The following is a 16,047-nucleotide window of genomic DNA, read 5'->3' on the forward strand; positions in this document are numbered from 1 at the left end:
GTCGCACATCATGATGTGCTAGAATGGGGCCATGGGCCGGAACCTGACCCTGCGGCTTCCCGAGGACCTGGTGCGCCGGGCGCGGGAGGTGGCCCTGAAGCGGGGCCAGAGTCTAAACGCCTTCGTGGAGGAGCTTCTCCGGCAGGCTTTGGCCGAGGAGGGCCCGGAGGAGGCCATGGCCCGCCAGCTCTCCTGGATGCGCCAAGGGCTCTTCTCCAGCGAGGGCCAGGCCTTGCCTTCCCGGGAGGAGCGGCATGCCCGGGGGGCTTGAGTTCGTGGACACCAACGTCTTGGTCTACGCCTACGACCGGGCCGGGGGGAAGAAGCGGGCTCGGGCCATCGCCCTCCTAGAGCGCCTCGTTGCCCAACGAAGCCTTGCCCTTTCCCTTCAGGTCCTGCAGGAGTTCTACGTAGTGGCCACCCGGAAGCTTCCCGTTCCCCTGGAGCCCCAGGTGGCCCGCCAGGTCCTGAAGGACCTGGGTAAGGCCAGGCTCCACACCCCTTCTTTGGAGGACCTCCTCCAGGCTGCGGAGCTTTCGGAGGGGCACCGCCTTTCCTTCTGGGACGCCATGATCCTGCAAAGCGCCAGGGCCTTAGGGGCCCGGGTGGTCTGGAGCGAGGACCTGCACCCCGCCTCCTATGGGAGCGTGCGGGTGGAAAACCCCTTTGCGTGATAGCCTAGCCACGTGGACGGCAACGCCCCCGAGCCCAAGTACTGGGAGAAGATGCGCCTGGTGGCCGAGGTGCTGAAGGCGGTGGAGGGCCCCATCTACATCGCCACCCACGTGGACCCCGATGGGGACGCCATCGGGAGCTCCCTGGGCCTCTACAGGGCCCTCAAGGCCTTGGGCAAGGAGGCCCATTGGGTGGCGGAGCCCCCCCGCTTCCTCCGCTTCCTGCCCAAGGAGGAGGAGTACGCTGACCCCGTGGACCACCTGCCCCCCGGGGCCACCCTGGTGGTCCTGGACAGCGCCGAGCCTTCCCGGGTGGTGGGGGTGCCGGTGGAGGGGTTCGTTATCAATATAGACCACCACGGCACCAACCCCCGCTTTGGCCAGTTCGCCGTCGTGGACCCCTCCAAGGCGGCCACGGCCCAGATGGTCAAGGACCTCATTGACCTCCTGGGGGTGGCGTGGACGGAGGAGATCGCCACCCCGGTCCTCACCGGCATCCTCACGGACACGGGCAACTTCCGCTTCGCCAACACCACCCCTGAGGTCCTAAGGGTGGCGGCGGAGCTTTTGGGCTACGGGGTGAAGCTTCCCGAGCTCACCGACCGCCTCCAGTTCCGCCCCCCCTCCTACTTCCGCCTCCTGGGCCAGGTCCTCTCCACCCTGGCCCTCCACTTTGGCGGCCTTTTGGTTACCGCCCACCTACCCGAGGAGGCGGCCCCGGAGGAGGACTCGGATGGTTTCGTGGGCCTCATCCGATACGTGGAGGGGAGCGTGGTCTCCGCCTTTTTGCGCAGGCGGGAAGAAGGGGTGAAGGTTTCCCTCCGCTCCCGGGGTGGGGTTTCCGCCCAGAACATCGCCCTGCGCCTGGGCGGGGGCGGGCACGTGCCCGCGGCGGGGGCCACCCTGCAGGGGGTGGACCTGGACCGGGCCTACGAGATGGTCCTCGAGGCCGTGGCCGAGGAGCTCAGGCGGGCGGGGTACCTCTAGGGGGGTCCCAGCGCAGGAGGGGGTGGCCGAGGAGAAGGGGGGCCACCTCCTCCCCCGGCTCCAGGAGGAGGCGGTGGCGGTAGTGGCTTCCCCGGGGCTCCCGGTACACTTCCAGGGTCCCCGTTTCCTCCACCAGCCAAACCTCGGGGATGGCCCCTTGGGCATACAGAGGGAGCTTCACCTTGAGGTCCAGCTCCCGGCTAGAGAGGCTCACCTCCACCACCAAAAGGGTGTCCCCGGGCTCGGGGAGCCGGGCCCGGTAAAAGTCTTCCCGGGGCTTGAGCAGGGCCAGGTCTGGCTGGGGAAGGGAGTGCTGGGAAAGGCGCAAGGGGTTTTGCACGTAGACCAGAGCCCGGTCCCCGTAGAGCCTTTCCAGCTGTTTGGCTAGATAGGTGACCAGGCTAGCGTGCCCGCTGCTGATGGGGGCCATTTCGTACACCTCGCCGTTTAGGAGTTCCAGGCGGACCCCTTCCGGGGCCTTCTCCAGGAGGGCCTGGAACTCCTCGAGGCTCAGGCGGTGCCGGAGCATCTCCCCCATTTTAGGCCCCGTACTTGGCGAGCCGCCCGGCGTGGGCCAGGAGGAGGGGCATGAGCTCCACGCCCCGGAGGTGGCCCAGGCTTCCCTTCTGGGCCTCCTTTTCCGTGAAGCGCCCGGCCTCGTCGGCCCGCAGGTAGGGAGCCTTGAGGAGGAGGGGCACGGGGTGCCAGGAGTGGCCCTTGAGGAGGGCGGGGGTGGAGTGGTCTCCGGTGATGGCGAGCACCGTGGGCCTGAGGGCCAGGATCCCGGGAAGGAGGGCGTCAAAGCGCTCTATCTTCTCCACCTTGCCAAGGAAGTTCCCGTCCTCGCCCATGGCGTCCGTCCCCTTCACGTGGAAGTAGAAGAAGTCGCACCGGTCCCAGTTCTCCCGCAGGGCCTTCACCTTGCCCTCGAGGGCGTCCCCTTCCCCCTCCACGGGGAGGACCTCCATGCCCACCAGGCTGGCCAGGCCCTTGTACATGGGGTAGCTGGCGATGGCGGCCGCCCTCAGGCCGTAGACCTCCCCCATCTTGGGGAAGACGGGCCTTCCCGAGGCCCCGCGGAAAAGGGCCCCGTTCAGCCTGGGCTCCCCCTTTAGGACCTCCCGGATGCGCTCCGAGAGGAGGTTCAAGACTCTAGCGGTCCTCTCTGCCTCCGGGCTTAGAGCCCGGGGAGGGAGGGGCCTTAGGCCCGGCTTCTGGGGGTCGGTGTCCGCTACCTGGTCGGAGAGCCCTGCCCCGCGGAGGACCACCAGGAAGCGGTGCTCGCTTTCCGTATAGAAGTGGACCTCCACGTCCTCCACCCGGGGAATGGCCTCCTTGAGCTTGGCCACGACCCGGGCGTTCTCCTCGGTGGAGGGGCGGCCCGCCCGGCGGTCCAGGACGGTGCCGTCCTCGGCTAGCGTGGCGAAGTTCCCCCTCAAGGCCACATCCCCCTCCCGGAAGTCCGCCCCCAGGCCCAGGGCGCTTAGGGCCCCCCGGCCCACCGCGTAGCGGAAGGGGTCGTAGCCGAAGAGGGCCAGGTGGCCGGGGCCGGAGCCCGGAGCCAGGCCGGGGTGGACGGGGGTGAGGAGGCCCAGGGCGCCCTCCTGGGCTAGGGCGTCCAGGTTGGGGGTGAGGGCGGCCTCCAGCTCCGTGGCCCCCCCGGGCTCCAGAGGGAGCCCCCCCACCCCGTCCAGGACCACCAGGAGGATCTTGCTGTCCGAGGGTTGCGCCAGCTCCTTGAGCACGGGGAAAAGGTCCATGGGGCCATTCTACTGGGGTAAGATGGGCGGGTATGGCGAAGGAGAAGGGCCTCACCCCTCAGAGCCAAGACTTCAGCGAGTGGTACCTCGAGGTCATCCAAAGGGCGGAGCTCGCCGACTACGGCCCCGTCCGGGGCACCGTCGTGGTCAGGCCCTACGGCTACGCCATCTGGGAGAACATCCAGGGGGTCCTGGACCGCATGTTCAAGGAGACGGGCCACCAGAACGCCTACTTCCCCCTCTTCATCCCCATGAGCTTTCTCAAGAAGGAGGCGGAGCACGTGGAGGGCTTCTCCCCCGAGCTCGCCGTGGTGACCCACGCCGGGGGGGAGGAGCTGGAGGAGCCCCTGGCGGTGCGCCCCACCTCGGAGACGGTGATCGGCTACATGTGGTCCAGGTGGATCAAAAGTTACCGGGACCTGCCCCAGCTCCTCAACCAGTGGGGGAACGTGGTGCGCTGGGAGCTTCGCACGAGGCCTTTCCTCCGCACGAGCGAGTTCCTCTGGCAGGAGGGGCACACCGCCCACGCCACCAAGGAGGAGGCCGAGGAGGAGGTGCGGCGGATGCTCGCCATCTACGCCAAGCTCGCCCGGGAGCACGCGGCCATCCCCGTCATAGAGGGCCTCAAGACCGAGAAGGAGAAGTTCGCCGGGGCGGTCTACACCACCACCATTGAGGCCATGATGCGGGACGGCAAGGCCCTCCAGTCCGGTACCAGCCACTACCTGGGGGAGAACTTCGCCCGGGCCTTCGGGATCAAGTTCCAGGACAAGGACCTCGAGGTGAAGTACGTGCACACCACGAGCTGGGGGCTTTCCTGGCGCTTCCTCGGGGCCATCATCATGACCCACGGGGACGATAGGGGCCTCATCCTCCCGCCCCGCCTGGCCCCCATCCAGGTGGTCCTCGTGCCCATCTATAAGGAGGAGAGCCGGGAAAGGGTCCTGGAGGCGGCCTTTGGGCTCAAGAAGGCCCTTTCTGCCCGGGGCCTCCGGGTCCACCTGGACGACCGGGACCAGTACACCCCTGGGTACAAGTTCCACGAGTGGGAGCTCAAGGGGGTGCCCTTCCGGGTGGAGCTGGGGCCCAAGGACCTGGAAGGGGGCCAGGCGGTGCTGGCCAGCCGCCTAGGGGGAAAGGAACCCCTTCCTCTTGCGGCCTTGCCCGAGGTCCTGCCCGAACGGTTGGACGCCTTCCACCAGGCCCTGTACCAGCGGGCCCTGGACTTCCGCGAGAGCAGAACCCGCAAGGTGGACGGCTACGAGGCCCTCAAGGAGGCGGTGCAGGAGGGCTTTGCCCTGGCCTTCCACTGCGGGGACAAGGCCTGCGAGAGGCTCATCCAGGAGGAGACCACCGCCACCGTCCGCTGCGTCCCCTTTGAGGGAGAGGAGGGGACGGGGGCCTGCGTGCGCTGCGGCCGGCCTGGCGCCTATGGCAAGCGGGTGGTCTTCGCCAAGGCCTACTGAGCACCCCACCCTGGTTTTCGCGCCGGTGGGGGCCCCGGAAAGTGCTCCCCCGTACCGAAGTGGGTCCCACGTTTGCGAAGTTTGTGTCTGGGCGCTTGGGAGGCCCCCTAAGGGGACCTTCGGCCCCAGCACGCGATGCCCATGGGGCTCAGGCTTGGCCCTTTCCGCCTTTCCTGTAGATTGGAAGCCGTGGCGTGCCCTAAGGAGGCCAAAGGGGCGAAAGGGGCGCGGGCCCAAAAGATCCTGGAGGCCCTAGAAAAGGCCTACCTGGAGGCCCGCACCGAGCTCCGCCACGAGAACCCCTTCCAGCTTCTCGTGGCCACGGTCCTCTCCGCCCAGGCCACGGATAGGAGCGTGAACGAGGCCACCCCAGCCCTCTTCGCCCGCTTTCCCGACCCCAAGGCCCTGGCGGAGGCCACCCCCGAGGAGGTGGAGCCCTTCATTCAGAGGATCGGCCTCTACCGGACCAAGGCCAGGAACCTGGTGGCCCTGGCCCAGAGGCTCCTGGCGGAGCACGGGGGGGAGGTGCCCAGGGAGAAGGAGGCCCTGATGCGCCTCCCCGGCGTGGGGTGGAAGACGGCCACCGTGGTCCTGGGGGCAGCCTTCGGGATTCCGGGGATCGCCGTGGACACCCACGTGGCCCGCGTGAGCAGGAGGCTTTGCCTCTCGGAGGCCAAGGTCCCGGAAAGGATTGGCCGTGACCTCGAGGCCCTCTTCCCCAAGGAGAAGTGGGTCTACCTCCACCACGCCCTGGTCCTCCACGGGCGGTACGTGTGCACCGCTAAAAGACCCAGGTGCGGGGCCTGCGCCCTCTTCCCCTACTGCCCCAGCCGGGAGGTCCCTTGAGGGCCGCCTACCGCTTCCTCCTGGCCGCCTTTCTCTTCTCCTTCGGGGCCAACCTGGTCTACTTTTTCCTCAACTTCCACCTCGAGGCCCTGGGCTACACCCGCCAGGCCATCGGCCTAGCCCAGGCCGTCCTCCTCCTCTCGGGGGTAGCCTTCGCCCTCCCCCTCGCCTACCTCATACCCCGGCTCGGGTACCTGCGAAGCCTCTACTTGGCCTTCCTCCTCACCCTCCTGGGGGTCCTCCTCCTGGGCCTAGGCCTTCTCGTCTTCCCTGGTCTCGCCCTATACGGCCTGGCAGGGGCCCTGGTCCAGGGGGCGGCAGCTCCCCTCCTCGCCCGCCTGGTCCCCGAGGAGCGACGGGTGGCCTTTTTCAGCCTCCAGGCAGCCCTCACCACGGCAAGCGGCTTCTTCTCCACCCTCCTTGCGGGCTACCTCTCCGAGCTCTTCGGGGCCCGCTTCGTCCTCCTCTTCGCCTTGCCCTTTTTCCTTTTGGGGCTTCCCCTCATCCGGGGTCTTCCCGCTGGGGACGGGGATAGGAGGCCCCTCAGGCTTTCCCGCCGCTTCCTCCTGTGGTTTAGGCTCTTCCTACCCCAGGTGCTCATTGGCTTCGGGGCGGGCCTCGTCATCCCCTTCTTGAACCTCTACCTGAAGGAGAGGTTCGACCTCAGCTACGGGGCCACGGGGTTCGTCTTCGCCCTCTCCTCCCTGGCCACAGGGGTGGCCATGCTCCTCCAGCCCCTCCTGGTGGGCCGCCTGGGGAAGCTTGGGGCCATCGTCTTCGTCCAAGCCCTCTCCCTACCCTTTCTGGCCGCCTTGGCCTGGGCCCCCTGGCTTCCCGTGGTCACCTTTGCCCTCCTCATCCGCGGGGCCCTCATGAACGCCGCCGGGCCGGTCTACGCCGCCTTGGTCATGGACTACCTAGAGGAGGAGGAGAGGCCCGGGTTCTTCCTGGTGGAAACCGCCCTTTGGGGCCTCCTCTTCGCCCTGGGGAGCGCCCTCTCCGGGCTGGTCCAGGGGGCCTTGGGGCTTTTGGGGTTCAACTACCTCTTCGCGGCCACCCTCACCCTCTACGCCCTGGGGATCGCCCTCTGGCCCTGGGCCTTCCGCAAGCGGGTAGACTGAAACCCATGCGGACGAACCTTAGCGTAGAGGAGGCCCTGGAGCGGGTCCTTTTGGAGGCCAAGGGGGAGCTTGGCGTGGAGACCCTGCCCCTGGGGGAGGCCTTTGGCCGGGTCCTGGCCGAGGACCTGGCCTCCACCGTGGACCACCCCGACCAGGACGACACCGCCATAGACGGCTATGCCTGCCGGGAGGAGGACACCCTTTCCGCCTCCCCCGAGCGCCCAGTGCGCCTTAGGGTGATCGGGGAGGCCCCGGCGGGGAAGCCCTTCCTGGGGGAAGTGGGGAAGGGGGAGGCGGTGGCCATTTACACCGGGGCCCCCATCCCCAGGGGGGCGGACGCGGTGGTCCGGGTGGAGGACACCCGAAGGGAAGGGGAGGAGGTCCTCCTCTTTGCCCCGGCGAGCCCTAAGGACATCCGCCCCAAAGGGGACGACCTCCGGCGGGGGGAGGTCTACCTGAGGCGGGGGGACCTCCTCACCCCCGGAAGGCTAGGCCTGGCGGCGGCCATGGGCCATCCCCGGGTCCGGGTCTACCGGCGGCCTAGGGTGGGCATCCTCTCCACTGGGGACGAGGTGGTGGAGCCCGGGGAGCCCCTGCCCTACGGGGGGGTCTACAACTCCAACGCCTTTAGCCTCCTGGGCCTGGTCCTCGAGGCCGGGGGGGAGCCCGTCCTCCTGGGCAAGGTGCCGGACGACCCCGAGGCGGTCCTCGGGAGGCTGGAGGAGGCGGGCCCTTTGGACCTCCTCCTCACCTCTGGGGGGGTTTCCATGGGGGAGTACGATGTGGTGCGCCAGGTCCTGGAGGAGAAGGGGGAGGTGGTCTTCTGGAAGGTGCGCCAGCAGCCCGGGGGGCCCCTGCTCTTCGCCCGTCTTGGGGGGCTTCCCGTCTTGGGCCTCCCCGGGAACCCGGTCTCCAGCATGGTCACCTTCTTCCTCTATGGGAGGCCCTTCCTCTTCCGCCTCCTGAGGCGCACGGAACCCCCTTACGGCTCCCTGAGGGCCAGGGCGGAGACCCCCTTCAAGGGGGCCAAGGGGAAGAAGGTCTTCCGCCGGGGCATCCTTTCCCTTGCCGGGGGGGCCAGTGTCCGCACCACCGGGAACCAAAGTAGCGGGGTCTTGCGCTCCATGGCCTTCGGCAACGCTCTGGTGGTCCTCCCCCCGGACCAGGATGCGGCGGAGGGCGAGGAGGTGGAGGTTATCCCCTTGACTTTTGTGCCCTAGTTCCCTAGACTGCTAAGGTTTACGGGCGTCACCTCCCTTTTCGGGCGCGGGTGGGCCCGGAAAGGACAAGAAGTGGAGTTCAAAGACTTCCCCCTGAAGGACGAGATCAAGGAAGCCCTCCATAGGCGAGGCATCACCGCCCCCACCCCCATCCAGGCGGCGGCCCTGCCCCTGGCCCTGGAGGGGAGGGACCTGATCGGCCAGGCCCGCACGGGCACCGGCAAGACCCTGGCCTTCGCCCTGCCTATCGCTGAGAGGCTGGCGCCAAGCCGGGAAAGGGGCAGGAAGCCCAGGGCCCTGGTCCTCGCGCCCACCCGGGAGCTCGCCCTCCAGGTGGCCTCGGAGCTCGCCGCCCTCGCCCCCCATCTCAAGGTGGTCCCCGTCTATGGGGGCACGGGGTACAGCAAGCAAAAGGAGGAGCTTTCGCGGGGGGCCGACGCCGTGGTGGCCACCCCGGGCCGGGCCCTGGACTTTTTGCGCCAAGGGGTCTTGGCACTCTCAGAGGTGCAGATCGCCGTCTTGGACGAGGCGGACGAGATGCTTTCCATGGGCTTTGAGGAGGAGGTGGAGGCCCTCCTCTCGGCCACGCCCCCCTCCCGCCAGACCCTCCTCTTCTCCGCCACCCTGCCCTCCTGGGCCAGGAGGCTGGCCGAGCGGTACATGCGAAGCCCGGTGGTCATCAACGTGGTGCGGGAGGAGGGGGTCACCTACCGGGAGGAGGCCATCCTGGCCCCTGCGGAAAGGCTTTCCCTCCTCTCCGACCTCCTCTACGTGAAGGCCCCCAAGCGGGCCATCGTCTTCGCCAAGACCAAGGCGGAGACCGAGGAGGTGGCCACGGGGCTCATCCGCCTGGGGCACCTGGCCCGGGCCATCCACGGGGACCTCTCCCAGGCGGACCGGGAGCGGGTCATGGGGGCCTTCCGCGAGGGGGAGGTCAAGGTCCTGGTGGCCACGGACGTGGCCGCCCGGGGCCTGGACATCCCCGAGGTGGACCTGGTGGTGCACCACCGCCTCCCCCATAGCCCCGAGGCCTACCAGCACCGCTCCGGGCGCACGGGGCGGGCGGGTAGGGGAGGGGAGGTGGTCATCCTCTACGGCCCTCGGGAGAGGCGGGAGCTAGGCGAGCTGGAGCGGGCCGTGGGGCGCTCCTTCAAGCGGGTCAACCCCCCCACGCCGGAGGAGGTCTTGGAGGCCAAGTGGCAGCACCTCCTGGCCCGTCTGGCCCGGGTGCCGGAGAAGGACTACAAGCTTTACCTGGACTTCGCCGGCCGCCTCTTCGCCGAGGGGCGGGTGGAGGTGGTGGCCGCCCTCATGGCCCTCCTCCTGGGCGGGGCCCCCAAGGAGAAGAGCCTCCTCACCGGGGAGGAGGGGTGGATCACCCACCGGGCCACGGGGCCGAGGCTCACCCTGCCCCGCCTGGTGGCCCTTTTGAAGGAGCGGGGCCTCGAGGTGGGCAAGATTGCCGAGGCCGAGGGGGGCTTCTACGTGGACCTCCGCCCCCAGGACCTGGCCAAGGCGGCCGAGGTCCAGGGGATCAGGCTGGAGCGGGCTAAGCGGGTGGAAGGGCTTTTGGAGACCGCCTCCCGCCCCCGCCGCCCGGCCCGGTCCCACTGAGGCCCTTTGGGGGGTTGCCACGGGTTTAGGGATCTAAGTCCGGGGGTTTTGGAGTACCACCTTGCAGTATGGGCGAGGATGAAGGGGACATCCACCTCCTCCGCCGGGTGGCCTGGAGGGACGAGGAGGCCCTTCTGTGCCTTTACCGCCGTTATGCTCCTCGCGTCCACGGTCTGGCCCGGCGAATCCTCCGGGATGGGCATGAGGCCAAGGACGTGGTACAGGAAACCTTCCTGCGCATCTGGAACAAGGCAGAGCGCTTTGACCCCGCCCTGGGACGGCCCGCCACCTGGATTCTCACCATTGCCCATAGGCTTGCCCTAAAACGCCTAAGGGCTTCGGAGCGTTTCGTCCTGTGGGAAGAGGACGGGGCGTGGGAGCCCCTGGGTGGGGAGGACCATCTGGAGCGGCTTTGGGTGACCAAGGCCCTGGAAGCGTTGGAGCCGGAGGAGCGGAGGCTTTTGGAGCTCGCCTACTTCCAGGGCTACGCCCATAGCGAGCTGGCCCTGCTCTTGGGCTGGCCCTTGGGTACGGTGAAAAGCCGCCTGCGCCGCGCCTTGGCCAAGCTGGAGGGGAAGCTCAAATGATCCACCCCAACCCAGACGACCTGGTGCGCCTGGCCCTGGACCTCCTGCCCGAGGGGGAGCGGAGGGGGCTTATGGCTCACCTGCGGTCCTGTCCCTCGTGCCGCGCCGCCTACCAGGCCCACCTCGAGGCCTTGAGCGCTCTGGTCCCCGAGGTGCCCGTGCCCTCTTCCTGGGAAGGGGACCTCCGGGAGCGCCTCCGCACCCGGCCCCTGTGGGAACGTAGACGGGTCTTAGTGCTGGGCCTTTCCCTGGGTCTCGTGGGCGTCCTTGCCGTCAGCATCCTGGGGGCGTTGCGGTGGTGGGGAGGGGTCTCTGCCCGGAGGCGGTTTTTTGACCTGGCCGCTGAGCCAGGCGCCCGGCTCATGCCCCTTTTGGACCCGGGAGGGCGGCAGACGGGCTGGGCCTTGCGCACCGCCCAAGGCGAGGTCCTGCTCCTCCTAAAGTCCCCGCCGCCCCCGGGCCGGGTCTACCAGGCCTGGCTCATCCTGGATGGGCAGCGCCAAAGCCTTGGCCTCTCCCCCACGCCCCTCTTGGAGGTGGGCCCCCTGCCCGAGGGGAGCCTGGTGGGGGTTTCGGTGGAGCCCCCCGGGGGAAGTCCCGCCCCAACCACGCCCTCCGTAGGCCGGGCGCGGATTTGAGGAGGCCAGGATGACCCTTAAGATCCAACGGGCGCCCTCGAGGGGTATGGCCTAGTGGAGGTGAGATCGTGGAGCGTAGGGCGTTTTTGCAGGCGGTAGGGACCGTAGCGCTTTCGGCCTTGGCGGGCCGGGCCTGGGCCCTGGTTCAGGCCACGGGGGAAGGGATCTTCCGCCGCTACCCTGGGGACTTTGCCGGGGTGGCCGTGCCCCCCGGCCGGCCCTTCGTCGCCCAGGGGGTGGGGGAGACCCCCTTGGGCACCTCCGTCCTCATCCGCACCGTCAAGGAGCAGCCCCTCCACTACCACCGGGAGCGGCTGGAGGTGGCCTTGGTCCTACGGGGGGAAGGGCGGTTCTTGGCTGCAGGTAAAGAGGTTCCCCTTGCTCCCGGACAAGTGGTCCTCATTCCCCCCATGACCGCACACGCCTTCCTCGGGGAGCTGGACCTCCTCTCCCGCTTTAGCCCCAGGCTCATGGGGGACGTGGTCTTCGTGGACCAGGGCCCCGGGCCCCAGGAGGGGGTTCCCATCCTCCTCACCCCCAAGCCCCCCGCCGTGCCCCAGGACCGCCCCTTCGCCGCCCAAGGCTTGGCCAACCACCCCCTGGGCACGGTGGTGGCGGTGGCCACCCGCACCGGGCAGCCCTGGCACTACCACCGCGCCCGGGACGAGGCCATCTACGTGCTGGAGGGTGAGGGAACGGCCCAGGTGGAGCTCAAGCGGGAGAGGGTGGGCCCGGGGAGCCTCATCCTGGTCCCCGCCGGGGCCATCCACCAGTTCCAGGGGACCTTGAGCTTCCTCTCCGTCTTCGGACCGGCCCTGATGGGGGATGTGGTCTTCCTATGAGGGGCGGTGCGCTCTTCCTGCCTAGCGCCTGCGCCTCCGTGGCCCCACCGCCCCCAAGGCGCCTGGAGGGGCCGAGGTGCGGGTGAGCCTGGTGGACGTTGAGTTCTGGCCCAAGGCCCTGAGGGTCGCCCCGGGGGCCACCCTGGGCTTCGTGAACCAAGGCCAGGCTCCCCACACCGTGGCCGACGACCAGGGCCGCTATGACAGCAGCGTACCGGCCTCGAGGGCCGAGTTCCGCCGCACCTTCACCGAGCCCGGGATCTACGCCATCTACGGCCGGATCCACCCCTATATGGTCTTTAGCCTCGAGGTGGAAGAGTAGGTGGAGCCCCAGACAAAAAGGATTCCGCCCAGGCTTCCCTGGGCGGAAGGTTTCTTTCTGGTGCGCCCGGAGGGATTCGAACCCCCGACCTAGGGCTTAGGAAGCCCCCGCTCTATCCTGCTGAGCTACGGGCGCCCACGCCTTGAGGATTCTACCACCCCTCGGGGCCTTAGGCAAGGCGTATAGTCTTTCCCGGGGCCAGGCTCCCTCTCGGACAAGGGGGGCTTTGCGCTTGCCCCTGTGGTGGGCCGCCTTGTGCCCAGCTTCTCTTCATAGCCTGGAGGGAACATGACCGAGACCAAGGACCTCACCGCCCTTTCGGTGAACGCCATCCGCTTCCTGGCGGTAGACGCCGTGGAACAGGCCAAGAGCGGCCACCCCGGGATGCCCATGGCCATGGCCCCCCTGGCCTACCTCCTCTTTCGGGAGGTCATGCGCCACAACCCCCTGGACCCCTCCTGGCCCAACCGGGACCGCTTTGTCCTCTCCGCGGGGCACGGCTCCATGCTCCTCTACGCCGTCCTCCACCTTACGGGCTACGATCTGCCCTTGGAGGAGATAAAGCGCTTCCGCCAGTGGGGCTCCAAGACCCCAGGCCACCCCGAGTACGGCCACACCCCGGGGGTGGAGGTGACCACAGGGCCCTTGGGCCAGGGGATCGCCACCGCCGTGGGCCTCGCCCTGGCGGAAAAGAAGCTCGCCGCCGAGTTCAACCGCCCCGGGCACCAGGTGGTGGACCACTACACCTACGTCCTGGCCTCGGACGGAGACCTGATGGAGGGGGTCTCGGGGGAGGCCAGCTCCCTGGCGGGGACCTGGGGGCTTTCCAAGCTCATCGTCTTCTGGGACGACAACCGCATCTCCATTGACGGCCCCACGGACCTGGCCTTCACCGAGGACGTCCTGGCCCGCTACCGGGCCTACGGCTGGCACACCCTGAGGGTGGGGGACGCCAACGACCTAAAGGCCCTGCGCCACGCCATCAAGCTGGCCCAACTGGACGAGCGGCCGAGCCTCATCGCCGTGCGGAGCCACATCGGCTACGGCTCCCCCAAGCAGGGCTCCCACAAGGCCCACGGGGAGCCCCTGGGGCCGGAGGCGGTGGAGGCCACCCGGAGGAACCTGGCCTGGCCCCACCCCCCCTTCGTGGTCCCCGAGGAGGTCTACCGCCACATGAACCTGCGGGAGCAGGGCTGGGCCTGGCAGGAGGCCTGGGAGAGGGCCATGGAGGCCTACGCCAAGGCCTTCCCCGACCTCTATGGGGAGCTTTCCCGCCGCCTAGGGGGGGGGCTTCCTTCCTTACCCGAGGAGCCTCCCGCCTTTGACAAGCCCGTGGCCACGAGGGCTGCTAGCGGCAGGGCCTTGGGCCTCCTCGTTCCCCGGATGCCCGAGCTCCTTGGGGGTAGCGCCGACCTCACCCCCTCCAACAACACCCAGGCCGAGGGGATGACCCCCTTCTCCCGGGAGAACCCCCTGGGGCGCTACCTCCACTTCGGGGTGCGGGAGCACGCCATGGGGGCTATCCTGAACGGCCTGAACCTCCACGGGGGGTACCGGGCCTACGGGGGCACCTTTCTGGTCTTCTCTGACTACATGCGCCCCGCCATCCGCCTGGCGGCCCTCATGGGCACGCCCACGGTCTTCGTCTTCACCCACGACTCCATCGCCCTAGGGGAGGACGGCCCCACCCACCAGCCCGTGGAGCACCTCACGGGCCTAAGGGCCATGCCGGGCCTCTGGGTCATCCGCCCCGCCGACGCCTACGAGACCTTCTACGCCTGGCAGGTGGCCCTAAGGCGCAAGGAGGGCCCCACGGCCCTCATCCTCACCCGGCAGGCCGTGCCCCTCCTCTCCCCGGTGAAGGCCAAGGGGCTTTTGCGGGGTGGCTACGTCCTGGAGGACGCCGAAGACCCCGAGGGGGTGATCGTGGCCGCGGGGAGCGAGGTCCACCTGGCCCTGAAGGCCCGGGCCCTCCTCTTGGAGAAGGGAAGGCGGGTCCGGGTGGTGAGCCTGCCCTCCTTGGAACTCTTCGCCGCCCAGCCCGAGGCCTACCGGAAGGAGGTCCTCCCCCCGGGCCTGCCCACGGTGGCCGTGGAGGCGGGGGCGGGCCTGGGGTGGGAGCGTTACGCCCACAAGGTGGTGGGCCTGGACCGCTTTGGGGCCAGCGCCCCCTACCCCGAGGTTTACGAGAGGCTGGGTTTCACCCCGGAAAGGGTGGCGGAGGCCTTGCTTTCCCTTCTTGTGTAGGCACACCGCTTCTATGCCGTGGGAAGGGGAGAGGGCCCCTGCTACCCTGTTTCCATGGAGTTTCTCTTCCGCCAATTTCCCCGGCTAGAGGCGCTCATCTACGCCTTTTCGGGGGTTCTTGTGGTCCTGGGCGCGGCTTACCTTCTTGGGGCCGCGGTCTTGGAGGGCGTGGATTTGGTCCTTCAGGGCAGAGGGGCCAGCCTTCCCATCCTCCTCCTGGACCGGGTGCTTCTCACCCTCATGATGGCGGAGATTCTCTACACCGTGATCCGCTTTGCCCGCGAAGGGCAGCTCCAGGTGGAACCCTTTTTGGTCATCGGCCTCATCGCCGGGGTGCGGCGGATCCTGGTGATCACCGCAGAGGGGTTGCAGAAGTACCCTTTCTCCTTGGATCATCCCGGGTTCCAGGCCGTCTTGGCGGAGCTCCTCCTCCTTACCCTCATGGTCTTGGCCCTGGCCTGGGCCTACCGCATGGTCCGCGGGGTATAGTGGGGCCGTGCGCTTTGCCCCCTCCATTCTCACGGCGGACCTAAGCAGGCTGAAGGAGGCCATTGAGGAGGCGGAAGCGGCCGGGGTGGACTGGATCCACTTGGACGTGATGGACGGGATCTTTGTCCCCAACCTCACCTTCGGCCCCATCCTGGTGGAGGCGGTGCGCCGGGTGACGGCCTTGCCCTTGGACGTCCACCTCATGATCGTGAACCCGGAGCGCTACCTGGAGGACTTCGCCCAGGCGGGGGCGGACATCATCACCGTCCACTTTGAGGCCACGCCCCACGCCCACCGGGCGGTGCAGCGGGTGAAGGAGCTGGGGAAGAAGGCGGGGCTGGCCATCAACCCCGCCACCCCTTTGGCTGCCTTTGAAGCCCTTCTGCCTGAGCTGGACCTGGCCCTCCTCATGAGCGTGAACCCAGGGTTTGGCGGGCAGAGGTACATCCCCCAGTCCACCGAGCGGCTTAGGCGGCTGAAGGCCATGCGGGATGCCCTTAACCCGGGCTGCCTCCTGGAAGTGGACGGGGGGATAAACCGGAGCACGGTGGGCGAGGTCTACCTGGCGGGTGCGGACGTGGCGGTGGCGGGAAGCGCCCTTTTCAACGACAGGCCGGTCGGGGAGAATTTGAGGGAGTTAAAGGCGGCGCTGTATGCCTTCGGCGGCGGATAGGTGGGGTCTGGGACAAGGCTCGGCAGGAGGTTGCGCCATCGTCCTCTAACCCCGGCCGTAGAATGCTTTACCCCGCCCTCAGGGCGGGGCCCTTTGGTCGGGGAGGCCGGATTTGAACCGACGACCACACGCACCCCAAGCGTGTGCGCTACCAGGCTGCGCTACTCCCCGGCGCGCAGAGGTCAGTCTAGCCTCCCGCCCGCCCTTCGTCAAGTAGACTTGGGGGCATGGAGATCCGCGACCTGAAGAAGCTAGCCCGCTTCTCCGAGGAGAAGCTTTTGAAGATCCCCGTCTTTGACTCGGAACGGATGTTCTTTGATCTCTACGCCCTTCTTCCAGGGCAAGCGCAGAAGGCGCACGCCCACAGGGGCTCGGACAAGGTGTACTGCGTCCTCGAGGGGGAGGTGGTGGTCCAGGTGGGGGAGGAGGAGGCCCTCCTGGCCCCGGGCATGGCTGTTTTGGCCCCGGCGGGGGAGGTGCACGGGGTCAGGAACGAGTCGGCAAGCCCCGCCCTGCTCCTGGTGGTCATGGCCCCCAAGCCCTAGCCACAGATTTTTCGCG

General features: G+C 68.5%; 18 protein-coding genes and 2 tRNA genes. 16 read left to right on the forward strand and 4 right to left on the reverse strand.

What is annotated here, in order from left to right:
• Window positions 1-31: 31 nt before the first annotated feature.
• Genes ATI37_RS09705 through ATI37_RS09715 form a run of 3 tightly spaced genes read left to right on the forward strand, consistent with a single transcriptional unit; the run spans window position 32 to window position 1,661 of the window.
• Entirely contained in the window at window positions 32-271 is a 240-nt protein-coding gene (locus ATI37_RS09705; protein ID WP_117238167.1) for a DUF6364 family protein, read from the forward strand.
• The gene (locus tag ATI37_RS09710) at window positions 255-674 is read left to right on the forward strand and encodes a PIN domain-containing protein (RefSeq protein WP_117238168.1); all 420 of its coding nucleotides are present in this window, start codon (window positions 255-257) and stop codon (window positions 672-674) included. Before ATI37_RS09705 ends, ATI37_RS09710 begins: the two co-directional genes overlap by 17 nt.
• A 12-nt stretch (window positions 675-686) precedes the next feature.
• Window positions 687-1,661, forward strand: a complete 975-nt coding sequence (locus ATI37_RS09715) for a DHH family phosphoesterase (protein ID WP_117238169.1) — start codon at window positions 687-689, stop codon at window positions 1,659-1,661.
• Here the strand turns inward: ATI37_RS09715 and ATI37_RS09720 are convergent.
• Window positions 1,639-2,190, reverse strand: a complete 552-nt coding sequence (locus tag ATI37_RS09720) for a Uma2 family endonuclease (protein ID WP_117238590.1) — start codon at window positions 2,188-2,190, stop codon at window positions 1,639-1,641. The two genes, ATI37_RS09715 and ATI37_RS09720, sit on opposite strands and share 23 nt — an antisense overlap.
• A gap of 10 nt (window positions 2,191-2,200) precedes the next feature.
• Window positions 2,201-3,421: a 2,3-bisphosphoglycerate-independent phosphoglycerate mutase gene (locus tag ATI37_RS09725; protein ID WP_117238170.1), complete on the reverse strand. Its 1,221-nt coding sequence runs from the start codon at window positions 3,419-3,421 to the stop codon at window positions 2,201-2,203.
• Between the two features lie 32 nt (window positions 3,422-3,453).
• On the opposite strand from ATI37_RS09725, the gene proS reads away from it, so the two are divergent.
• From proS to ATI37_RS09770, 9 genes are all read left to right on the forward strand, one after another.
• Window positions 3,454-4,887 carry a proline--tRNA ligase gene (gene proS / locus ATI37_RS09730; RefSeq protein ID WP_117238171.1) on the forward strand — a complete coding sequence of 478 codons (1,434 nt, stop codon included), beginning with the start codon at window positions 3,454-3,456 and terminating at the stop codon, window positions 4,885-4,887.
• A 180-nt stretch (window positions 4,888-5,067) separates the two neighbouring features.
• Window positions 5,068-5,733 carry an endonuclease III gene (gene nth, locus ATI37_RS09735; protein WP_117238591.1) on the forward strand — a complete coding sequence of 222 codons (666 nt, stop codon included), beginning with the start codon at window positions 5,068-5,070 and terminating at the stop codon, window positions 5,731-5,733.
• Window positions 5,730-6,854 carry an MFS transporter gene (locus tag ATI37_RS09740; RefSeq protein ID WP_117238592.1) on the forward strand — a complete coding sequence of 375 codons (1,125 nt, stop codon included), beginning with the start codon at window positions 5,730-5,732 and terminating at the stop codon, window positions 6,852-6,854. The genes nth and ATI37_RS09740 overlap by 4 nt, the downstream gene beginning before the upstream one ends.
• A 5-nt stretch (window positions 6,855-6,859) precedes the next feature.
• The gene (locus tag ATI37_RS09745) at window positions 6,860-8,074 is read left to right on the forward strand and encodes a molybdopterin molybdotransferase MoeA (RefSeq protein ID WP_117238172.1); all 1,215 of its coding nucleotides are present in this window, start codon (window positions 6,860-6,862) and stop codon (window positions 8,072-8,074) included.
• A 72-nt stretch (window positions 8,075-8,146) separates the two neighbouring features.
• Window positions 8,147-9,688 (forward strand): DEAD/DEAH box helicase, encoded by a 1,542-nt coding sequence (locus ATI37_RS09750; RefSeq protein ID WP_117238173.1) that lies wholly within the window; start codon window positions 8,147-8,149, stop codon window positions 9,686-9,688.
• Window positions 9,689-9,756: 68 nt separating this feature from the next.
• The gene (locus tag ATI37_RS09755) at window positions 9,757-10,275 is read left to right on the forward strand and encodes a sigma-70 family RNA polymerase sigma factor (RefSeq protein ID WP_117238174.1); all 519 of its coding nucleotides are present in this window, start codon (window positions 9,757-9,759) and stop codon (window positions 10,273-10,275) included.
• A complete protein-coding gene (locus ATI37_RS09760; protein WP_117238175.1) occupies window positions 10,272-10,913 on the forward strand; it encodes an anti-sigma factor in 642 nt (213 codons plus the stop codon). The genes ATI37_RS09755 and ATI37_RS09760 overlap by 4 nt, the downstream gene beginning before the upstream one ends.
• Before the next feature lie 68 nt (window positions 10,914-10,981).
• On the forward strand, window positions 10,982-11,755 hold the full coding sequence (locus ATI37_RS09765) for a cupin domain-containing protein (RefSeq protein ID WP_117238176.1): 774 nt from the start codon (window positions 10,982-10,984) through the stop codon (window positions 11,753-11,755).
• A gap of 76 nt (window positions 11,756-11,831) precedes the next feature.
• Window positions 11,832-12,077 carry a cupredoxin domain-containing protein gene (locus ATI37_RS09770; protein ID WP_117238177.1) on the forward strand — a complete coding sequence of 82 codons (246 nt, stop codon included), beginning with the start codon at window positions 11,832-11,834 and terminating at the stop codon, window positions 12,075-12,077.
• A gap of 58 nt (window positions 12,078-12,135) precedes the next feature.
• On the opposite strand, the gene ATI37_RS09775 is transcribed toward ATI37_RS09770, so the two are convergent.
• Window positions 12,136-12,212 (reverse strand) — tRNA-Arg (locus tag ATI37_RS09775).
• Between the two features lie 153 nt (window positions 12,213-12,365).
• Between ATI37_RS09775 and tkt the strand changes: the two genes are divergently transcribed.
• The 3 genes from tkt to rpe are packed head-to-tail and all read left to right on the forward strand — an operon-like array spanning window position 12,366 to window position 15,486.
• Window positions 12,366-14,324 carry a transketolase gene (tkt, locus tag ATI37_RS09780; protein WP_117238178.1) on the forward strand — a complete coding sequence of 653 codons (1,959 nt, stop codon included), beginning with the start codon at window positions 12,366-12,368 and terminating at the stop codon, window positions 14,322-14,324.
• 54 nt (window positions 14,325-14,378) lie between these two features.
• A complete protein-coding gene (locus tag ATI37_RS09785) occupies window positions 14,379-14,813 on the forward strand; it encodes a phosphate-starvation-inducible PsiE family protein (RefSeq protein WP_117238593.1) in 435 nt (144 codons plus the stop codon).
• A 7-nt stretch (window positions 14,814-14,820) separates the two neighbouring features.
• Complete coding sequence (gene rpe, locus ATI37_RS09790; protein WP_117238179.1) at window positions 14,821-15,486, forward strand: ribulose-phosphate 3-epimerase; 666 nt, start codon at window positions 14,821-14,823, stop codon at window positions 15,484-15,486.
• A gap of 94 nt (window positions 15,487-15,580) precedes the next feature.
• Here rpe and ATI37_RS09795 read toward each other — a convergent pair.
• Window positions 15,581-15,657, reverse strand: a tRNA-Pro gene (locus ATI37_RS09795).
• A gap of 56 nt (window positions 15,658-15,713) precedes the next feature.
• Here ATI37_RS09795 and ATI37_RS09800 point away from each other — a divergent pair.
• Window positions 15,714-16,031 carry a cupin domain-containing protein gene (locus ATI37_RS09800; protein WP_117238180.1) on the forward strand — a complete coding sequence of 106 codons (318 nt, stop codon included), beginning with the start codon at window positions 15,714-15,716 and terminating at the stop codon, window positions 16,029-16,031.
• Window positions 16,032-16,047: the final 16 nt, after the last annotated feature.

The sequence above is a fragment of the Thermus sediminis genome, assembly GCF_003426945.1.
GTDB classification, from domain to species: domain Bacteria; phylum Deinococcota; class Deinococci; order Deinococcales; family Thermaceae; genus Thermus; species Thermus sediminis.

Excerpts from the sequence above, each read along its gene's own strand:
- ATI37_RS09705 (WP_117238167.1), top strand. The coding sequence starts at position 32 with ATGGGCCGGAACCTGACCCTGCGGCTTCCCGAGGACCTGGTGCGCCGG.
- ATI37_RS09710 (WP_117238168.1), top strand. The coding sequence starts at position 255 with ATGCCCGGGGGGCTTGAGTTCGTGGACACCAACGTCTTGGTCTACGCC.
- ATI37_RS09720 (WP_117238590.1), bottom strand. The coding sequence starts at position 2,190 with ATGCTCCGGCACCGCCTGAGCCTCGAGGAGTTCCAGGCCCTCCTGGAG.
- ATI37_RS09725 (WP_117238170.1), bottom strand. The coding sequence starts at position 3,421 with ATGGACCTTTTCCCCGTGCTCAAGGAGCTGGCGCAACCCTCGGACAGC.
- proS (WP_117238171.1), top strand. The coding sequence starts at position 3,454 with ATGGCGAAGGAGAAGGGCCTCACCCCTCAGAGCCAAGACTTCAGCGAG.
- ATI37_RS09745 (WP_117238172.1), top strand. The coding sequence starts at position 6,860 with ATGCGGACGAACCTTAGCGTAGAGGAGGCCCTGGAGCGGGTCCTTTTG.
- ATI37_RS09755 (WP_117238174.1), top strand. The coding sequence starts at position 9,757 with ATGGGCGAGGATGAAGGGGACATCCACCTCCTCCGCCGGGTGGCCTGG.
- ATI37_RS09760 (WP_117238175.1), top strand. The coding sequence starts at position 10,272 with ATGATCCACCCCAACCCAGACGACCTGGTGCGCCTGGCCCTGGACCTC.
- tkt (WP_117238178.1), top strand. The coding sequence starts at position 12,366 with ATGACCGAGACCAAGGACCTCACCGCCCTTTCGGTGAACGCCATCCGC.
- ATI37_RS09785 (WP_117238593.1), top strand. The coding sequence starts at position 14,379 with ATGGAGTTTCTCTTCCGCCAATTTCCCCGGCTAGAGGCGCTCATCTAC.
- ATI37_RS09800 (WP_117238180.1), top strand. The coding sequence starts at position 15,714 with ATGGAGATCCGCGACCTGAAGAAGCTAGCCCGCTTCTCCGAGGAGAAG.